At 34.3% G+C, this 19,320-nt stretch carries 14 protein-coding genes, 1 rRNA gene, 2 pseudogenes and 2 riboswitches; of the genes and pseudogenes, 14 read left to right on the forward strand and 3 right to left on the reverse strand.

The genetic code is table 11. The annotated features are described in order from the left end of the window. The first annotated feature begins 82 nt into the window (after positions 1-82). The 5 genes and pseudogenes from ACOQFO_RS09155 (at position 83) to ACOQFO_RS09175 (ending at position 4,632) form a co-directional block, all read left to right on the forward strand. On the forward strand, positions 83-793 hold the full coding sequence (locus tag ACOQFO_RS09155; protein WP_421689379.1) for an ABC transporter substrate-binding protein: 711 nt from the start codon (positions 83-85) through the stop codon (positions 791-793). Further along, positions 745-1,300: pseudogene (locus tag ACOQFO_RS09160) on the forward strand (ABC transporter permease); the annotation flags it as partial. The gene ACOQFO_RS09155 and the pseudogene ACOQFO_RS09160, both read left to right, overlap by 49 nt. 369 nt (positions 1,301-1,669) lie before the next feature. After that, positions 1,670-2,695 carry a fatty acid desaturase gene (locus tag ACOQFO_RS09165; protein WP_421689392.1) on the forward strand — a complete coding sequence of 342 codons (1,026 nt, stop codon included), beginning with the start codon at positions 1,670-1,672 and terminating at the stop codon, positions 2,693-2,695. A gap of 193 nt (positions 2,696-2,888) precedes the next feature. Then, positions 2,889-4,019 carry a sensor histidine kinase gene (locus ACOQFO_RS09170; RefSeq protein WP_421689380.1) on the forward strand — a complete coding sequence of 377 codons (1,131 nt, stop codon included), beginning with the start codon at positions 2,889-2,891 and terminating at the stop codon, positions 4,017-4,019. A gap of 1 nt (position 4,020) precedes the next feature. Then, positions 4,021-4,632 carry a response regulator gene (locus tag ACOQFO_RS09175; RefSeq protein ID WP_421689381.1) on the forward strand — a complete coding sequence of 204 codons (612 nt, stop codon included), beginning with the start codon at positions 4,021-4,023 and terminating at the stop codon, positions 4,630-4,632. A gap of 49 nt (positions 4,633-4,681) precedes the next feature. On the opposite strand, the gene ACOQFO_RS09180 is transcribed toward ACOQFO_RS09175, so the two are convergent. The 3 genes and pseudogenes from ACOQFO_RS09180 to ACOQFO_RS09190 form a co-directional block, all read right to left on the reverse strand. Further along, entirely contained in the window at positions 4,682-5,656 is a 975-nt protein-coding gene (locus tag ACOQFO_RS09180; RefSeq protein ID WP_421689382.1) for a proline dehydrogenase family protein, read from the reverse strand. Between the two features lie 83 nt (positions 5,657-5,739). After that, positions 5,740-6,500 (reverse strand): annotated as a pseudogene (locus ACOQFO_RS09185) (ABC transporter permease). Then, positions 6,497-7,228, reverse strand: a complete 732-nt coding sequence (locus ACOQFO_RS09190; protein ID WP_421689383.1) for a phosphate ABC transporter ATP-binding protein — start codon at positions 7,226-7,228, stop codon at positions 6,497-6,499. The pseudogene ACOQFO_RS09185 and the gene ACOQFO_RS09190 overlap by 4 nt, the downstream one beginning before the upstream one ends. A 201-nt stretch (positions 7,229-7,429) precedes the next feature. Here ACOQFO_RS09190 and ACOQFO_RS09195 point away from each other — a divergent pair, with 201 nt between their 5' ends. The 9 genes from ACOQFO_RS09195 to ACOQFO_RS09235 form a co-directional block, all read left to right on the forward strand. Next, positions 7,430-8,896 (forward strand): nicotinate phosphoribosyltransferase, encoded by a 1,467-nt coding sequence (locus ACOQFO_RS09195; RefSeq protein ID WP_421689384.1) that lies wholly within the window; start codon positions 7,430-7,432, stop codon positions 8,894-8,896. A gap of 11 nt (positions 8,897-8,907) precedes the next feature. Beyond that, entirely contained in the window at positions 8,908-9,735 is an 828-nt protein-coding gene (nadE, locus tag ACOQFO_RS09200) for an ammonia-dependent NAD(+) synthetase (protein ID WP_421689385.1), read from the forward strand. Positions 9,736-9,861: 126 nt separating this feature from the next. Then, positions 9,862-10,206, forward strand: a complete 345-nt coding sequence (locus ACOQFO_RS09205) for a hypothetical protein (protein ID WP_421689386.1) — start codon at positions 9,862-9,864, stop codon at positions 10,204-10,206. A 293-nt stretch (positions 10,207-10,499) separates the two neighbouring features. Next, the gene (locus tag ACOQFO_RS09210) at positions 10,500-11,444 is read left to right on the forward strand and encodes an AAA family ATPase (RefSeq protein ID WP_421689387.1); all 945 of its coding nucleotides are present in this window, start codon (positions 10,500-10,502) and stop codon (positions 11,442-11,444) included. Next, on the forward strand, positions 11,441-12,628 hold the full coding sequence (locus tag ACOQFO_RS09215) for a DUF58 domain-containing protein (protein ID WP_421689388.1): 1,188 nt from the start codon (positions 11,441-11,443) through the stop codon (positions 12,626-12,628). Before ACOQFO_RS09210 ends, ACOQFO_RS09215 begins: the two co-directional genes overlap by 4 nt. Next, entirely contained in the window at positions 12,625-14,835 is a 2,211-nt protein-coding gene (locus tag ACOQFO_RS09220; RefSeq protein WP_421689389.1) for a transglutaminase domain-containing protein, read from the forward strand. The genes ACOQFO_RS09215 and ACOQFO_RS09220 overlap by 4 nt, the downstream gene beginning before the upstream one ends. A 34-nt stretch (positions 14,836-14,869) precedes the next feature. Further along, a riboswitch (purine riboswitch) is annotated at positions 14,870-14,971 on the forward strand. A 287-nt stretch (positions 14,972-15,258) separates the two neighbouring features. Continuing rightward, complete coding sequence (gene guaA, locus ACOQFO_RS09225) at positions 15,259-16,812, forward strand: glutamine-hydrolyzing GMP synthase (RefSeq protein WP_421689390.1); 1,554 nt, start codon at positions 15,259-15,261, stop codon at positions 16,810-16,812. 268 nt (positions 16,813-17,080) lie between these two features. Next, positions 17,081-17,182: riboswitch (purine riboswitch) on the forward strand. A gap of 124 nt (positions 17,183-17,306) precedes the next feature. Then, positions 17,307-18,632, forward strand: a complete 1,326-nt coding sequence (locus ACOQFO_RS09230; protein WP_421689391.1) for an NCS2 family permease — start codon at positions 17,307-17,309, stop codon at positions 18,630-18,632. A 471-nt stretch (positions 18,633-19,103) separates the two neighbouring features. Continuing rightward, a 16S ribosomal RNA gene (locus tag ACOQFO_RS09235) occupies positions 19,104-19,320 on the forward strand; the annotation flags it as partial.

Genomic DNA, 19,320 nt, shown 5'->3' on the forward strand with positions numbered 1-19,320 from the left:
GCAATGGCTCACAATCTCCTGAAAGTAGCAGGCATCCGCCAGCTACTTTCACTAAAAATCAAAGAAAATAGAAAACAGATGAATGGGAAATCAAAATTTCCATTCATCTGTTTTCTTTTTAGGGCTTTTTGGACAGCCCCACTCGATTTCTGAAATTGTTGATGATACAACAATTGAAGTTGTACTCAAACAAGGTGTGAAATTCCATAACGGCGATGAATTCACAGCGGAAGACGTGAAGTTTCCATTGGAGCGCATTGCAACAGATTCATCGTTAAAAGAAAATCCGAACTATAAGCAAATTAAAGAAGTGAAAATCATTGATGCTTATACAGTTCAAATCATTACGCATGCTCAAGAACCGTCGATCATCCACCGACTTGCACGTTTAGGTTCTGGTATGTTGCCGAAAAAATATATTGTTGAAAACGGATGGGATTACTTCTTAGAAAATCCAATTGGTACAGGACCATATAAGTTAGTTGAATGGGTAAGAGATGATCGAATTGTATTTGAACTATTTGATGATTACTTCATAGGTAAAGTAGATGAGTGGGATAAAGTAACGTTGTGTGTAATCCCTGAAAATTCAACGCGAGTATCTGAGTTGCTTGCTGGTGGGGTAGATATTGCTACAAATATTCCTCCTGCAGACTGGGAACGTGTAGAAATTAATGAAGGTACTTCTTTAAAACAAGAAGTTTCAAACCGAACATTATTCTTAGTACTTCGTGCGACAGAACGAAACGTAATTCTATGTTGGATTTTGTGGCTACTGGTGGGGCAGTGTTAAGAAGAGCTATGCCAAACTTTTGGCTGGGGATTATGTTGATTCTACTATTCTCAGTAACATTAGGGTGGCTTCCTGTATCGGGTAGAGGTACTTTGCAACACTTAATTTTACCTACTATAACACTTGGGACAGGTATAGCAGCTGAGATGACGCGATTAGTGCGTTCAAGTATGATTGAAATTTTAAATCAGGATTATATACGAACGGCTAAAAGTAAAGGGTTACGGAAGTTTTTTTGTAATTTATAAACATGCCTTTCGAAACTCTCTTATTCCAGTAATTACGATTACTGCACTTCAAACATCAACATTAGTCGGTGGTGCACTTGTAACGGAAACAGTTTTTGCATGGCCAGGATTAGGACAATTATTAATCCAAGCAATTAATACAAGAGATATGGCAATTGTACAAGCGAGTGTATTTATCATTGTGATATTGGTCATTTTCATGAATTTAGTTGCAGACATTCTATATAGAGTGTTAGATCCACGCATTAAATACAATTAATGGGTGAAGCTATGGCACAAAGTATTGAAACTCCTTCCGTTGTTCAAAAAAAGTCGAGTGTTTCGTATGTGTTGAAATCACTCTTAAAAAGTAAAACAGGATTTGCAGGTTTTCTAATTGAGTCACCAAAATCTACCAAATATGACGTTCGTCATATATGACAATCATCACACATATTGAAAAAAACTATTCCAATATTATTAACGGGATAGTTTTTTTTATTTTGTTAACTCCCTAATTAACTTTTATCGTGACTAATTTTATGACATTTGTAATGAATAACTAGTGATGTTTGCTTCTATTACACATGAATTAATATTTGTATGATGAAAATAATTAATAAACTAGAAAGAGGGAATATCATTGACTATGACTGATGCTGAAAAAACAAAACAGTTACGAAAAGAAGTGGCAGCCTATGCAAAAGCTGAACGGAATAAGAGTATCCTTCAGATAATTAATACCATCATTCCACTATTAATGCTTTGGGTAGCTGGTTATTACTTAGTTCCAATATCACCTTGGCTAACGGTAGCGTGTAGCGTTTTATCTTCGGCATTCTTAGTTAGAACGTTTATCATATTCCATGATTGTACACATGGTTCATTCTTCAAAAATAAAAAAGCGAACGATATTATCGGGAATATTACTGGGATTTTAACTTCTTTTCCATATATGAAATGGAGACGTGAGCACTTAATCCACCATGCTTCAAGTGGAAATCTTGATAAACGTGGAATTGGCGATATTGATATGCTTACTGTTGATGAGTATTTAGCGAAATCTAAATGGGGTCGTCTTGCATATTGTTTATACCGAAATCCAATTGTCATGTTTGGATTAGGGCCATTATATTTAGTGTTAGTGTTAAATCGTTTTAATGTTAAGGATGCAAAGAAAAAAGAACGTTTAAATACGTACTTTATTAATATCATGGTGCTATTACTATGTGCGACAATTATATTTTTCTTAGGATGGCAATCGTTTTTATTAGTTCATGGGATTACTTTATTTGTAGCAGGATCAATGGGGATTTGGTTATTCTATATCCAACATACTTATGAAGAATCTTATTTTGAGTACGATCCAGAATGGGATTATGTAAAAGCAGCAGTAGAAGGTAGTTCGTATTATAAATTACCAAAAGTATTACAATGGGTAACTGGAAATATCGGTTATCATCACGTTCACCATCTTGCACCAAGAGTCCCGAACTATAAATTAGAAGAAGCTCACGAAGCAATACCGCCGCTACAAAAGGCAACAACCATTACACTAAAAACTAGTTTAGAATCAGTTCGCTATAAACTTTATGATTCGAAACAGAAAAAGTTTGTATCATTTAAAGAAGTGGAAAAATCGATTCAAGTGAAAAATAAATCTATTCATGTGTAAAGGTAAACTATCTAATAAGTTATTTGTTACGATAAAAAATCGCTATTAGCCAGCATAAGAGTGTAATACAACTCGACCAAATAGGTCGAGTTGTATTTATCTAAAGACTAATTAAATTCTAGTTAGGAGAAAGTGTCATAAATTTTATGTACTGTTATAATAAAAGGAAATATAAGAAGCTGTGAGGTTAACAATGCAAAGTTGGTATACGATTTTTCCTAAAAACCCTTGGATCAGTATTTATGTTTGGATCATTTTTTGCATTTTGCCTTTTTATTTTCTTATTCGTTCCTATTCATATATTCAAATAGTCATAGGGATTCTTTTAATACTTGTTTATTTCATATCCCATTGGTTTTCATTTAACTCTAAAAACGGTCTCGTTTACATGTGGATCAGTTTTGAAATAGTATTAAATATAATCATGACCTTAATGTTCGGATATGTCTATTTGTCATTGTTTACTGCATTCTTTATAGGGAATATTCGTAATGCAGTAGGTTTTTATATTATGTATGGTTTACATATCGGTTTCACTGTAATTGCAATCGTGTTTGGATACTTCTTAAACTTACATTTATTCATATCTCAAACACCGTTTCTCATTATTACAGTATTAGGTGTTGTATTGCTTCCATTTACATTATATAACCGCAACAAGAGGGAGAATTTAGAAGGGGAACTTGAGGTTGCAAAAGAGCGAATTGCAGAATTAATCATTTATGAGGAACGACAACGTATTGCTCGTGACTTACACGATACATTAGGACAAAAGCTATCACTGATTGTTCTAAAAAGTGATCTTGCGAATCGTCTTGTTACAAAAAATCCAGAAGAAGCCATCAATGAAATAAAAGACATTCGTCAAACTGCAAGTATTGCGTTGAAGGAAGTACGTGAACTTGTGTCGAATATGAGAGCAATAAAATTAAATGAAGAATTGATCCGTGTCGAACAAATATTAACAGCAGCGAACATAAAATATGAACTGGTGGGCGATGCACAACAGTTGAAAATTCCAGTCCTCGTAGAAAACGTTCTAAGCATGTGTCTAAAAGAAGGTATTACCAATGTGGTAAAACATAGTCGTGCAAAAAAATGTACTGTCACAATTGGACAAGATAATAACGAGACATTTATCAAGATCATGGATAATGGAATTGGATTTAGTAAAAGTGAAAATATCTATGGTAACGGCGTAAGAGGAATGAGAGAAAGACTAGAATTTATCAACGGTACTGTTAACTTTGAAAGTAATAACGAAGGTACAGTACTTTACATTAGTGTTCCACTTGCCATTACCCATCAAAAGGAGAGTGAATGATTTGATTCGAATTGTTATTGCAGAGGATCAAGGCATGCTTTTAGGTGCAATGAAATCACTACTTAATATGGAAGATGATATGGAAGTAGTGGGACTTGCAAAAAATGGCGAAGAGGCAATTAAGCTAGTGGAACAGCTTCAACCAGATATTTGTATTATGGATATTGAAATGCCAGTAAAAACAGGGTTAGATGCAGCAGAGCATTTACATTCAATCAATAGTAATTGTAAAATCATTATCCTTACGACATTTGCTAGACCGGGATATTTCGAAAGAGCAAGAAAAGCAGGGGTAAAAGGGTACTTGTTAAAAGATAGCCCGATCGAGGAACTTGTACATTCTATACGAACAATTATTGATGGGAAAAGAATTTATGCACCAGAGTTAGTTGATTTTGTTTATGAAGAAGAAAGTGAAAATCCGCTAACAGACCGAGAAAGCCAGGTCTTAGAGCTTGTAGCAGAAGGTAAAACAACAAAGGAAATTGCCTCTGAACTATATTTATCACAAGGAACAGTGAGAAACTACATTTCAGCTATTCTAGATAAATTAGGTGTAGGGAATCGAATTGAAGCGATCTCTAGGTTCAAAGAAAAAGGATGGAATAAATAAAATAAGAGGGTGTCTTAAAAGCTAAACTTTTAAGACACCCTCTTTTATATTATTTTCTCTTAGTTAATCGACCTAAGATGAATGCAGCAGCAGCTACACCAAGTACTGTGTTTGTTTTCTTATTAAACACTTGTTTTGTCACAAGGTTAAGGTTTTGTGGACGTTCAGCAAGGCGACGCATGAAATATCCGTACCAATCACTACCGAACGGTACATAAGTACAGAAGTTGTAACCTTCTTTAGCAAGCTCTAATTGCATTTCTTTACGGAAACCATAAAGCATTTGGAATTCGAATTTATCGTTTGGAATATCATGATCTTTAACAAATTGTTTAACATGGTTAATGATGTTATGGTCATGTGTTGCGATGGATGTAAATTTACCATGTAATAAGTGATACTCGATCAACTCGATGAAGTTAAGGTCGATATCATGCTTGTCTTGATATGCAACATCTGCTGGTTCTTTATAAGCACCTTTTACAATACGTAAACGATAGTCTTTATATTTTTCAATGTTTTCTTTTGCATTAAAGAAATATGCTTGAATAACAGTTCCAACATTATCGTATGTTTCTGAAATTTTTTCCATTAGATCAAAAGTTGGTTGAAGTCGTTCATATGTCTCTTGATCGAAGTTAACATGTATTTTATATTCGTGAGCTTTTCCTACAATTTCCATTAAGTTGTCATAACAAAAATCATAATCAATATCTAAACCAACTTGAGAAGGTTTTACTGAAATGTGAGAATCTACACCATGTTCATGGATTGCTTCGATAACAGCTAAAATTTGCTCTTTTGCTTTTGTTGCTTCTGATTTTTCATAGACGAATTCACCTAAATTATCGACTGTACAAGAAATCCCATGTCTATTAAGTTCCTTCATACTTTCAATTGCTTCTTGAATGTTAGTACCCGCTACAACACTTTGTGCGCCTAGCTTTAGACCGTATTTTTGTGCAGCACTGTTTAATAATTGATTTTCAGATAAATGAATGAAAAAGTCTCTTAATAATGGCATATATGTTAGCTCCTTCTTTTTTTAAAATTATATCATAATTGAGAAAATGTAGTTAATTTTCGAAAATAAATTAAATTTTCAAATTATTTCAAAAGAACATTTTCGATGAATTGAACCCTTTCATTAAACAGCGTTGGATAAGATAAAAAGCCAATCAAGATGCTTGAAAGTGCAGCTGTTGTCAATAATGCGAAAATAACTAATATTTGAAACTGAACTGCAATTACAGGATCTGCCCCACCTATAATTTGTCCACTCATCATTCCAGGAAGTTGAACGAGACCAATTGTTTTTTGACTTTCTATTGTGGGAATCATACTTGCTCTAATTGCACTTTTTAGTTGTGTATGTATTGCTTGCTTAGGAGTACCACCTAAGGAAAGTATAAGTTCAATTGAATCCTTATTTCCTTCTATTTCTGCAGTAAAGCGATTTAAAAATAATATAGAAAGAACCATCGAGTTCCCAATTAACATCCCACTAATAGGAATGATATATTGTGCAGTTGGTGGGACTATATTTAACCCAAGAAGAATACTTTGAGTGACAATTTCTACAATGATAAGTGTAAAGGCAATTTTCCAAGTAATACCCTTAATAGCTTTCCCCTTTTTCGTGCATTTAATGTAGCTGCCACTAACATTAATACAATCATTAGGAATATATAAATAAAACTATCGGAATCAAAAACAAATTTTAATACATAACCTACAGCTAACAGTTGAATAATGGAACGAACCGTTGCAATAACCGTATCTTTTTCAAGTCCTAGATGTAATGTTTTTGAAAGAATTAGTGGAATAAGGACAAAGATGAGTGTTAGAGATAAAGAAGTATAAGTCATACTCTAATTTCCCCCTCAATAAAACGTTGTACTTTTGTATTTTTAGTACAACTTAATAATGTTTTGTCCCCATGTTCCTCTAACTTACCGTTCATCATTACCCAAATGAAATCTCCTAATTCTATTGCTTGTTGAATATTGTGTGTAATCCAAGCGATGGTTACTTCATATTTTTTATGAATCTTTATGATGAGTTGCTCAATTTCGTGTTTTGAAACAGGATCCAAGGCAGATGTGATTTCATCTAATAATAAAATCTTGGATCGATTTACTAATGTGCGCGCAATAGATAATTTCTGTTTTTGCCCACCAGATAAATTGCTGGCATCTCTGTTCAATAATCCTCCATCTAAGCCGACAGTATTCAACATGGATATCGCATCTTCTTTAGATAAACTCATTTTCTGTAATTTTAATGGAAGTGCAAGATTATCATAAACGCTTCCCCGAATAATCGGAGCATTCTGTAAGACCATACCTACCTGTCTTCTTAAAGATGTAGGTTCAATATTTGTAATCGATTGATTATCAATAAAAATATCCCCTTTAGTAGGAGACTTTAGTCCATTACATAACTTTAACAAAGTAGATTTTCCTGCCCCAGATGGACCAACAAGTGCTGTAATTTTTCCTCTATGAATTGAACCAGAAATGTTATCCAATATTAAGTTTTCCCCTTGTTGAAAACTAATATTCTGGAATAGGATTGAAGCTTCATATTCAGCCATTTTTACATATCTCCCTAGATAAACTCCCAAATGTAGTATATGTGTTATTAGTATAATTAAATGAAATTAAGAGGAAAAAAGCAAAACAATAATGAAGTAAGAATTATAAAAATACTGAAAACTAATACTTAATCGATTAGAACATGAAAGTAAATGGTGTATACTAAGATTAATTATGAAATTGGAAGAAGGGGCTTTCTAATGAAATCAAATTTTACAGACGATAGCTTATCATTACACACAGACCTATATCAAATTAATATGGCAGAAAGCTATTGGGCTGATGGGATCCATAATCGTAAGGCTGTATTCGAGCTATACTTCCGTAAATTACCTTTTGGAAACGGGTATGCAATATTTGCTGGATTAGAGCGTATTTTAGACTATTTAAGAAATTTTAAATTCAGTGAATCAGATATTGAGTATCTAAAACAATTAGGTTATAAGGAAGACTTTATTGACTATTTAAAGACAGTTCGTTTTACAGGTACGATACATTCGGTGGTTGAAGGGGAAGTTGTCTTTGCTAATGAGCCTTTAATTCGAATAGAGTCTTCATTAGCAGAAGCACAATTAATAGAAACTGCATTACTAAATATTGTAAACTATCAAACATTAATTGCTACAAAAGCTAGTAGAATTAAACATATCATTCTAAATGATACAGCTGCAGAGTTTGGTTCAAGAAGAGCTCAAGAAATGGATGCAGCGATTTGGGGTGCACGTGCAGCCATTATTGGTGGTTTTAATTCGACTTCCAATGTAAGAGCGGGAAAATTGTTTAATATACCAGTGTCAGGTACACATGCCCACGCTATGGTTCAAGCCTATAAGAGTGAGTATGAAGCATTTCATTCTTATGCGAAGAGACATAAAGATTGTGTATTCTTAGTTGATACGTACAACACATTAAAATCCGGAGTACCAACTGCAATTCGAGTAGCGAAAGAACTAGGTGACAAAATCAACTTTATCGGCATTCGTCTTGACAGTGGTGACATTGCATTCTTGTCTAAAGAAGCTAGAAGAATGTTAGATGAGGCAGGATTCACAGAGGCAAAAGTGATCGTTTCAAATGATTTAGATGAATACACGATTTTGAATCTAAAAGCACAAGGTGCAAAGGTAGATTCATGGGGAATTGGCACAAAACTTATTACTGCTTATGATCAACCAGCATTAGGTGCAGTTTATAAAATTGTAGCTATCGAAAACGAATCGGGAGTACTAGAAGATACGATTAAAATTACAGCAAATGCAGAAAAAGTATCTACACCTGGTTTAAAAAACGTCTATCGAATTATCGACAAAGAAAACGGTAAAGCAGAAGGCGATTATATAACAATGGCAGATGAAGATCCACAATCAGAAGAACGTTTAAAAATGTTCCATCCAATTCATACATTCATATCAAAGTTTGTGACAAATTTTGAAGCGCAGAATTTACACAAAAAAGTAATTGATCAAGGTGAAATTGTTTATGAAAGCCCTTCTGTTATGGAAATGCAAAAGTATGCCTTTGATAGATTAGATCTATTATGGGATGAATATAAGCGTTCGCTAAACCCAGAAGAATATCCTGTAGACTTAAGTCAAAAATGTTGGGATAACAAAATGAGGAACATACAAGAAGTTCAAAATATGGTTCATGATATGGAAAATCGTTAGGAGGTAGTGCGATGGGGGATTTGCAAAGAAAGATTATTGAAGAACTAAAGGTACAGCCACAGATTAGTCCGGAAGAGGAAATTAAAAAATCAGTCGAATTTCTAAAACAATATGCTAAAAAACATTCATTTCTCAAGTCTTTTGTCATTGCAATCAGTGGTGGACAAGACTCGACATTGGTAGCAAAACTAATCCAATTAGCTGTCGATGAGTTAAATGAAGAAGCTGGGGAACAAAAATATGAAACGATTGCAGTCCGCTTACCTTATGGAGTGCAATTGGATGAACAAGATGCACAAGATGTCATCAAATTTGTAAAACCAACTAAGGTCATCACGGTGAATATTAAACCTGCAGTTGATGCTAGCGTTAAATCGTTATTGGATGCTGGAATTACGTTAAGCGATTTTGCTAAAGGAAACGAAAAAGCCCGTGAACGAATGAAAGTGCAATACTCAATTGCTGCTATGAATGCAGGGGTTGTTGTTGGTACAGATCACGCTGCAGAAGCTGTTACTGGGTTTTATACAAAATACGGAGATGGCGGTGTCGATCTAGTACCTATTTTCCGATTGAATAAGCGTCAAGGAAAACAGATCTTAGCCCATTTAGATTGCCCACAACATCTGTATTTAAAAACACCTACAGCTGATTTAGAAGAAGAACGTCCTGCACTTCCTGACGAAGAAGCTTTAGGCGTTACATATGAATTGATTGATGACTATTTAGAAGGAAAAACTGTTCCTGAAGAAGCTAGTAAAATAATCGAAGGACATTTTTTAAGATCTCAACATAAACGTAATATGCCAATTACTATTTTCGATGATTTTTGGAAGTAGTTAATGAATCATATTACTAACCAGACTATGGAAGTTTAGTCTGGTTTTTCTTTATTTCCAACAATATTACCCGATAATAAGAATAGAATAAGTACTATCAAACCATACGAAGGAGGTAAGTGTACCATGAGAGCTTCTCGAGTATCTGCAGTTAATAGCAGTATATTTCGTAATTCTAGACAGTATTTACAAACAAATGAGCGTATATTTAGATTAATAAGTGAAGGCGAAGAAAATGAACATAAGTCTGGGCAACATCAAAGTAAACATAAAAAACAAGAAAATGCGCAGTCACAACAACCTACGACTAAAAAAAGAATCAAAAGAGAAGAAAAAAGTGGATTTATTAAAGGTATACAAAGTGAAGCCGATTTAATGGCAAATCTTCGTAATAACCTTTTAAAAAAAAGTAAAAGAGTAAATTCTGTCACGAAGAAGTCTCAAATAGACACTTATCGTACCTCCATATAAATAATTTGTTTTCATAAGGTTTTTTTCATTCAAAATAACTCAATCATTTTAGGGTCGAGTTTTATTTTTTTATGGCCAGAAATATTATCATTATGAATAAATGAATTAGGAAATAATTGATTAATTTCCACATATAATAGAAAGTTTAAGAGTATAGACTATTTGTCACATTTTGTAAAATTAGGTTATTTTAGTTGCAATTAGTTGTTTTCGATTAAGGATTTCGTTATGCTTTATATATATTTTTTGTAAATTCTGACTAATGCTGCACCGAGATTGGGAGGTTTCGTAAAATGCACGTAAAGATAGAATCGATTATTAATAATATTGAAAAAGTGATGATAGGTAAGCGTGAAGTTGCGCAATTAAGCGTAATTGCAATGCTTGCAGGAGGACATGTTTTACTAGAAGATGTACCTGGAGTGGGTAAAACTATGATGGTACGTGCTCTAGCTAAATCTGTTGGAGCTGAGTTTAAACGTATACAATTTACCCCTGATTTACTACCTTCAGATGTAATTGGTGTTTCAATATATAATCCAAAAACATTGCAATTTGAATTTAGACCTGGGCCAATTTTAGGAAATATTATTTTAGCAGATGAGATTAACAGAACTTCGCCGAAAACACAATCTGCTTTGTTAGAGAGTATGGAAGAGGCTTCCGTATCGATTGATGGTGAGACAATTCAAATTCCGAAACCATTTTTTGTAATGGCAACTCAAAATCCAATCGAATATGAAGGAACTTATCCATTACCAGAAGCACAGCTAGATCGTTTCATGCTAAAAATTAGAATGGGTTATCCATCTCCTCAAGAGGAAGTAGAAGTGTTACGCAGAGCTGAAATTAATCAACCGATTGTAAATCTTGAATCTGTTATTAGTTTAAGCGAATTATTAGAGCTACAAGAGGAAGTAAAAAGTGTATATGTGGATGACTCTATAAAAGCGTATATTGTACAAATTGCAAGGGCAACTAGAAAAGTAAGTGAAGTATATCTCGGTGTAAGCCCTCGTGCCTCTATTGCTCTAATGAAAGCATCGCAAGCTCTAGCAAAAATGCAAAACCGTGATTATGTAGTACCAGATGACGTTCAATATTTAGTGCCATATGTGTTTGCGCATAGACTAATTTTAAGACCTGAAGCAAGATATGAGGGAATTACACAAGAATCAATCTTAAATCGAATTGTAAACCAAGCAGTTGTTCCGATAAAAAGGTATGCTGAAAAATGAAAAAGGTAAAGCCAGTCTTCAAAAAAGTAGGTAGTATTATCCTCATTATTTTGTTAATGGTAATTACCTTTAGTTATGCGATGTTTCAAGGTGGATTTGTTAGCTGGTTTCTTTTCTATTCATTAATCCCCTTTTTACTGTATTCATTTTTATTATCTCTTGTACCAATCAATATTCATAGTGTTAGTAGGGAGATTAGACCTTCAGTTGTAGAAAGAGGAGATACTGCTCGTGTTACTGTTGCTTTTCAAAATAAAACATGGTTTCCGCTACTTTTTTTAACAGTCTGTGAGATCAATCTAGACAAGCAGTTTCATGATAAAGCAAACGGTAACATAAGCAATATTTTCTTTGTTGGATGGAAAAGAAATTTTGAATGGACTTATGAATTAAGAAATTTAAATAGAGGGCAGTTTACGTTTCAAGGATTAGAATTCACAGTAACTGACTTTTTTGGCTGGGCAAAACGAACAAAAATTGTCGCTGATTCACAAACATTTATCGTTTATCCAAAAATAACAGAATTAAGATATAACCAAATTCAAATGCAATATGACCAAGGTGGAATTGCTTCTGTTGTGCCAATTGTAAAAGATACGAGCATGGTAACTGGAGTTCGAGATTACCAGCCAGGAGATCGCTTCTCGTGGATTCACTGGAAGTCGTTCGCTAAAAATGAAACATTACGAACAAAGGAATTCGAAGACAGGACGACTCAACATATATTCCTATGTATGGACCGAACGATTCCTTACAATTTTGAAAATGTAGTAGACTTAACGGCTTCTATACTACGTAGTGTCGTAAAAAATCAGGGAGATATCTCATTTTTATCTTATGGATCAACTAGAAGTTACTTCCCGAATATTAAAACTCAAAGTCAATTTCAAAAGACTTTAAAGCATCTAGCTACTGTTCAGCCCGATGCCAATGAATCCATTTATTCGATTCTTACGAGAGAGTTAAAGAATTTAAATTCATCAACGTTCATTTTTATAACGGGTAATTTTACTGAGGAAATGTCTCATTTCTTTATGAATAGCAATAATTTAATGCGCGGCGCAATTTGTTTTGTCGTAGGTGATGATTATGTTATGACGAAAAGAAATTATCCTAATGTCAAAGTGATTTCACTATCAAAAGAGCATTTTCATAAAGCATTCACGGAGGTGTCAAAGCCGTGAAAATAAAAAACTTTCACTCAATCGAATTAGCAGTCTACTATTTAATCATATTTTTAATCCTACAAGAGTGGCTAATCCCTATTTTAGAACTTACGAAAACGGGCCACTTAGGGTTAATATTAGTATTTATTGCATTATGCTTAATTAGTAGTTTATTAAATTTACATTTTATTCTTTCGTGGATTGTTAAAGTGGTTTACATTGCATGGTTCATTACGAGTGTTTATAGTGATTTATCTATTTTCTCATCTGATGGACTTGGGTTTCTACTTTTCGAGATGCAATATAATCTTATTACTGTCTTTAGTGGTAGATGGCTTGAAATTACCGATCCATTCCGCACGTTTTTATTCTTTATATTAATTTGGATGTTAATCTATTTAATCCATTATTGGATTACAGTCCGTAGAACGATTTTTTACTTCCTTGTATTAACAATTTTCTTCATCGCAACATTAGATACCTTTACTGAATATGATGGTACTTTTGCGATGGTTAAAGTTGTTTTACTAGGGTTACTTATGACTGTGTTTTTATATTTAAAAGGTCTAATTGTACAAGCTGGTATTACAATACCGTGGCACAAATATATAAATTTACTAATTCCTGCGATTCTGTTAATTGGGTTAGTAAATATTTTCGGACTTCTATTACCAAAGTCGGAACCGATATGGCCAGACCCAGTCCCGTTTATCAAATCAGCAACTGGTCAAGGGGAAGGTGAAAGTGCTGGTAATGGGGTTTCAAAAGTTGGTTACGGTACAAATGATGGTAGATTAGGAGGTGCCTTCGTTGCTGATGATACTGTTGTCTTTATGGCAGAAGCAGAATCGAAACAGTATTGGCGAGTGGAGACGAAGGACTTTTATACATCGAAAGGGTGGGAGCAGTCAGCGATTATCCCCGACGAATCAGCCTTTTTTAGTATAGGTACAGATATTCAATATTCGTTACCAACTGGACCTGAAGAAGAAGAAAAAGTGGCTCAAATTGTACAATTAGAACCATTTGATTTCATCCTGCAGCCATATGGATTAAAGAGAGTAGAAATAGATCCAGTCTATGTAGAAAACTATACAAATGTTGGATTTATCATGAATACAAACTCGGAAAAGCTTTATCCTTATGGGGACAATAAAATTCTAACAACTCCGAGTTATAGTGTTGTATATAGTAAGCCCACTTATCTATATAGTGAGTTAACAAGTGAGCCGAGTGTCCAGATTGATGAGACCGCATTTCAACAATACTTGCAACTACCAGAAACGCTTCCTGATCGGGTAGTTGAGCTAGCAAATGATATTGTAAAAGGTGCTAAAACTCCATATCAAAAGGCTAGAGCAATTGAAAGCTACTTTTCTAGAAATGGTTTCAAATATGAGACGACAAATGTAGCAATTCCAACAGCAGAGCAAGATTACGTCGATCAGTTTTTATTTGAAACTAAAATGGGTTATTGTGATAACTTCTCTACTTCGATGGTAATTATGTTACGCTCCATTGGAATTCCTGCTCGTTGGGTGAAAGGCTTCATGGGTGGAGAAATAGTAGATTCTAATGGTGCTATAAAAACTTTTGAAATTACAAATAACAATGCTCACTCATGGGTGGAAGCGTATATTCCTGATGTTGGATGGGTGAACTTTGAGCCGACAATTGGATTTTCTAACATGCGCTCAATTGAGTTTGATGTAGAAACAACAAATCCAGAAGATGAGTTAGTTCTTGAAGAACAAGAGCAACCAGTTGAAGAATTAGATAGAGAAAGAGAACAGCCACCTACAACGAAAGAAGATAATAAAAACTTTTTTGCTAGCTTGATGAAAATAATCGATAAAAATCGTATGCTATTTGTGTCCATAAATCTAACAATTTTGTTTGTAGGTTTAGTATTATTGATTACTAGGAAAAAGTGGTTGCCAAAGGTATATGTGCAAATGAATCGCCGAAAAACGATGAGCGAATCCTCTTTCGAAGCAATGTTCTTACAGTTATTAAAAGTGCTTGAATATAGAGGGATGAAACGTAAAAAAGATCAAACGTTAACATCCTTTGCGAAGGAAGTCGATCAAGCTCTTGGAACGTATGAAATGTCTAAAATTACACGTGTATATGAAGAATATATTTATGGGAAAAACCTACAAAATATAGACTTTGATAAAATGAAAGAAAGTTGGGAATATTTAATCAATCGTAGTAGTAGTTGATTTTACATTATAGTAGGGTTAAAATTTAGGGAAAATAAATATGATAGGCTGCCTTCATATAAATCTGATAATCTGGTTCGGATGTTTCTACTAAGTTACCTGAAATAACTTATCTATGAGGGCGGGTAAATTGTGCAGTTTTATTGGACTGTACTTTTACCCGTCTTTAGTTTAAATGAACGCGTCGGAAAACTTTTTTCAACGCGTTTTTTTATTCCTGTGTAACCATCCGTAAAACTTTCAACTCTATAAAAGAGGAAAAACAAATATGTTTTGTTTTGGTGAGAGTGAAAAGATGTGATTACAAGATTGGTTCAATTAACAATCTGTGGAGAATAATAAAAACTACTGTATAAATTTCACTTTATCAGGATAATGATTATTTTGGGGTGCAGTCTTCAAACTATAGAAGAGGTGTAAAACGTGTCAACTACTCCGTTGTTAAAAGAACAAGAAAAAATTGTCGTACTAGACTTTGGGAGTCAATTCAATCAACTAATCACGCGTCGTATTCGTGAATTTGGCGTTTTCTCTGAATTACATCCACACACTATTACAGCTGAAGAAATTAAAGAAATGAACGCAGTTGGTATCATATTTTCAGGTGGTCCAAACTCAGTTTATGATGAAAATGCTTTTAAAGTAGATAAAGCAATCTTTGAATTAGGTTTACCAATTTTAGGAATTTGCTACGGAATGCAATTAATGTCACATACACTAGGTGGAAAAGTTGAAGCAGCTGACCATCGTGAGTATGGTAAAGCAGAGTTAAATGTAACTGTTGCAAATAAATTATTTGGCGACCTTCCGAAAGACCAAGTTGTATGGATGAGCCATGGAGACCTTGTAACACAAGTTCCAGAAGGCTTTGAAGTAATTGCAACGAGCGCATCTTGTCCGATTTCTGCAATGCAAAATGTTGAACGTGGATTATATGCGGTACAATTCCATCCTGAAGTTCGCCATTCTGTATATGGAAATGATATTTTACGCCAGTTTGTGTTCGATATTTGTGGAGCAAAAGGCGATTGGTCAATGGCTAACTTCATCGAGATCGAGATAGAAAAAATCCGTGAACAAGTAGGCGATAAACAAGTTCTTTGTGCATTGTCAGGTGGGGTAGACTCTTCAGTAGTTGCAGTTTTAATCCATAAAGCAATTGGTGACCAATTAACTTGTATGTTCGTAGACCACAACTTAAACCGTAAAGGTGAAGTAGAACAAGTTATGAAAACTTTCACAGAAGACTTCGATATGAAAGTAATCAAAATCGATGCACGTGAACGTTTCATGAATAAACTAAAAGGTGTTTCTGATCCAGAGAAAAAACGTAAAATAATCGGTAACGAATTTATTTATGTGTTTGATGAAGAATCATCTAGATTAAAAGATATGGATTTCCTTGCACAAGGAACTTTATATACAGATATTATTGAATCTGGTACATCAACAGCTCAAACAATTAAATCTCACCATAATGTAGGTGGATTACCAGAAAATATGAAGTTCGAGTTAATCGAACCTTTAAAAACTTTATTCAAAGACGAAGTTCGTGCATTAGGTTTAGAGCTAGGACTTCCTGAAGAAGTTGTTTGGCGTCAACCATTCCCAGGTCCTGGACTAGGTATCCGTGTACTTGGAGAAGTAACAGAAGATAAATTAGAAATAGTTCGTGAAGCAGACTATATCTTACGCGAAGAGATCAAAAAAGCTGGTCTTGACCGTGATATTTGGCAATACTTCGCAGTATTACCTGATATCCGTTCTGTAGGTGTAATGGGCGATGCTCGTACGTACGATTATGCAGTAGGTATCCGTGCGGTAACATCAATCGACGGTATGACTTCTGACTGGGCACGTATCCCTTGGGACGTATTAGAAAAAATCTCAGTACGTATCGTAAACGAAGTAAAACACGTAAACCGCGTGCTCTATGATATTACATCTAAGCCACCAGCGACGATTGAGTGGGAATAGGATCATTGTAGTACATTTCAAACCTCTTGATTGTTTCATTTTGGAGTAATCGAGAGGTTTTTTGTTTGGGGCAAGGATCGAATTAGTTGATTCCGAACAACCTAGTTTTAAAGATCGTGCTCAATTATTCCAAAATTGGTGATACTTCTTTGCTTAATTAAGGGGAATTATGGGTAAATGTTTAAAATTTAACGAACTATATTTATATTTTTTTAAAAAATGTTCGTAAATGGGATTGAAAATTGAATTATATGATGATATATTACTAAACGTAAATTAAATATTTCGTCGTATAATGTCGAGAATAAGGCTCGAAAGTTTCTACCAAACTACCTTAAATAGTTTGACTACGACTATTCACTCTAGATGCAATTATTCATTCATTTCATTTATTTTTCTTTCTAGAGTCAATAGAGGTAATGTAGGCATGCGACTTTCAATTAGGTTGTGTGTCTTTTATTTTTGACATTGGAACGACAAAACGGAGGATAACAATGAAAAAGTATTTCCAATTCGAAGAACTTGGAACAAATTATCGTCGTGAGTTTTTAGGTGGATTAACAACATTCCTTGCGATGGCATACATTCTAGTTGTAAACCCGCTAACATTAACTTTAGCGGATGTAGAAGGCTTACCAGCTGAACTACGTATGGATTACGGTGCAGTATTCGTTGCAACTGCTGTTTCTGCAGCAGTAGGTTGTTTCATTATGGGGATTGTCGCAAGATATCCTTTAGGTCTTGCTCCTGGATTAGGTTTAAACGCATTCTTTGCTTATACAGTAGTATTAGGTAGTGGAAGTCCTTGGCAACATGCGTTAGCTGCAGTATTCATCTCAGGTGTTTTCTTCTTATTATTAACATTAACAGGTTTACGTGAAAAATTAATTAACGCGATTCCAATGGAGTTAAAATTAGCTGTTGGAGCGGGTATCGGTTTATTTATCGCATATATTGGATTAAAAACTTCAGGAATTATTACAGCAAGTGAAGCTACAATCGTTGGTCTTGGAGATCTTCATAATCCAGAAGTGCTACTAGCAATCTTTGGTCTTGTAGTTACTGTCATCCTTTTAGTTAAAGGTGTTAAAGGTGGAGTATTCTACGGTATGGTCTTAACGGCGATTGTTGGTATGATCTTTACTGTTGTTCCTGTACCAGAAGGTGTTGTTTCAATGCCACCAAGTGTAGCACCAACTTTTGGTTCAGTATTTAGTGCGTTAGGAGATCCAACCTTCTACACATTATCAATGTTATCTGTTATCTTAACTTTCTTATTTGTAGATTTCTTTGATAACGCAGGTACACTTGTAGCGGTTGCTAACCAAGCTGGATTTGTTAAAGATAATAAATTACCACGTGCAGGTAGAGCACTTATTTCTGACTCAATTGCAACAATCGTAGGTTCAATCTTTGGTACATCAACTGTTACATCTTATGTAGAATCTTCATCAGGTGTTGCTGCAGGTGCTAGAACTGGATTTGCTTCTATTGTAACAGGTGTATTATTCTTATTAGCTTTATTCTTCTCACCAGTATTATCAGTTATTACATCTGCTGTTACTGCACCAGCTTTAATAGTAGTAGGAATTTTAATGGTTTCTTCTCTTGGACAAATTGAATGGAGCCGTTTCGAAATTGCTGTACCAGCTTTCCTAACAATGATCATGATGCCTTTCACAAGTTCAATTGCAACAGGTATCGCAGTAGGATTCATTTTCTACCCATTAACAATGATTATTAAAGGAAAAGGTAAAGAAGTACATCCAATTATGTATATCTTCGGATTAATCTTCTTAGTTTACTTAATTACTCTTTAAAACTAAATTCTAAGAGCATTGATGAATTCATGTTGAGTTCATCAATGCTCTTTTCTATTTATATAGAAGAAAGACGATCTGAATGTAAGATTGTTATTTGCCTAGTATTATCTAAATAAATGAAATAGTTTTACTTTTTGTAGTAGACTTGAATTCCTCCAATGATGATGTTATATTAATAAACGTTGCTGATATATTAATAAAAAACACTTACAAAAGTGTTGACATATTGGTTTGTTAGTGATAATTTAATACGAGTCGCTTCTGAAAAAGAAGTGATAAAAAAATTAAAAGTCATTGACAACTTTTAAATAAGTTGATATGATAATAAAGTCGCTGTTTGAACGGCGAGTCAAATGAACCTTGAAAACTGAACAACAAAACGTTAATGAATTAAACGTTTCTTAATAGAAACACAATTTTGGACATCATAAAGATGCCAGCAAAAATTTGAGCTTTATCAAATTTTCATTTATGGAGAGTTTGATCCTGGCTCAGGACGAACGCTGGCGGCGTGCCTAATACATGCAAGTCGAGCGGACCTTTCAAAGCTTGCTTTGAAAGGTTAGCGGCGGACGGGTGAGTAACACGTGGGCAACCTGCCCTATAGTTTGGGATAACTCCGGGAAACCGGGGCTAATACCGAATAATACAATCTATCTCCTGTTAGATTGTTGAAAGATGGTTT

Source organism: Ureibacillus sp. MALMAid1270 (assembly GCF_049202975.1).
Classification (GTDB): Bacteria; Bacillota; Bacilli; order Bacillales_A; family Planococcaceae; genus Ureibacillus.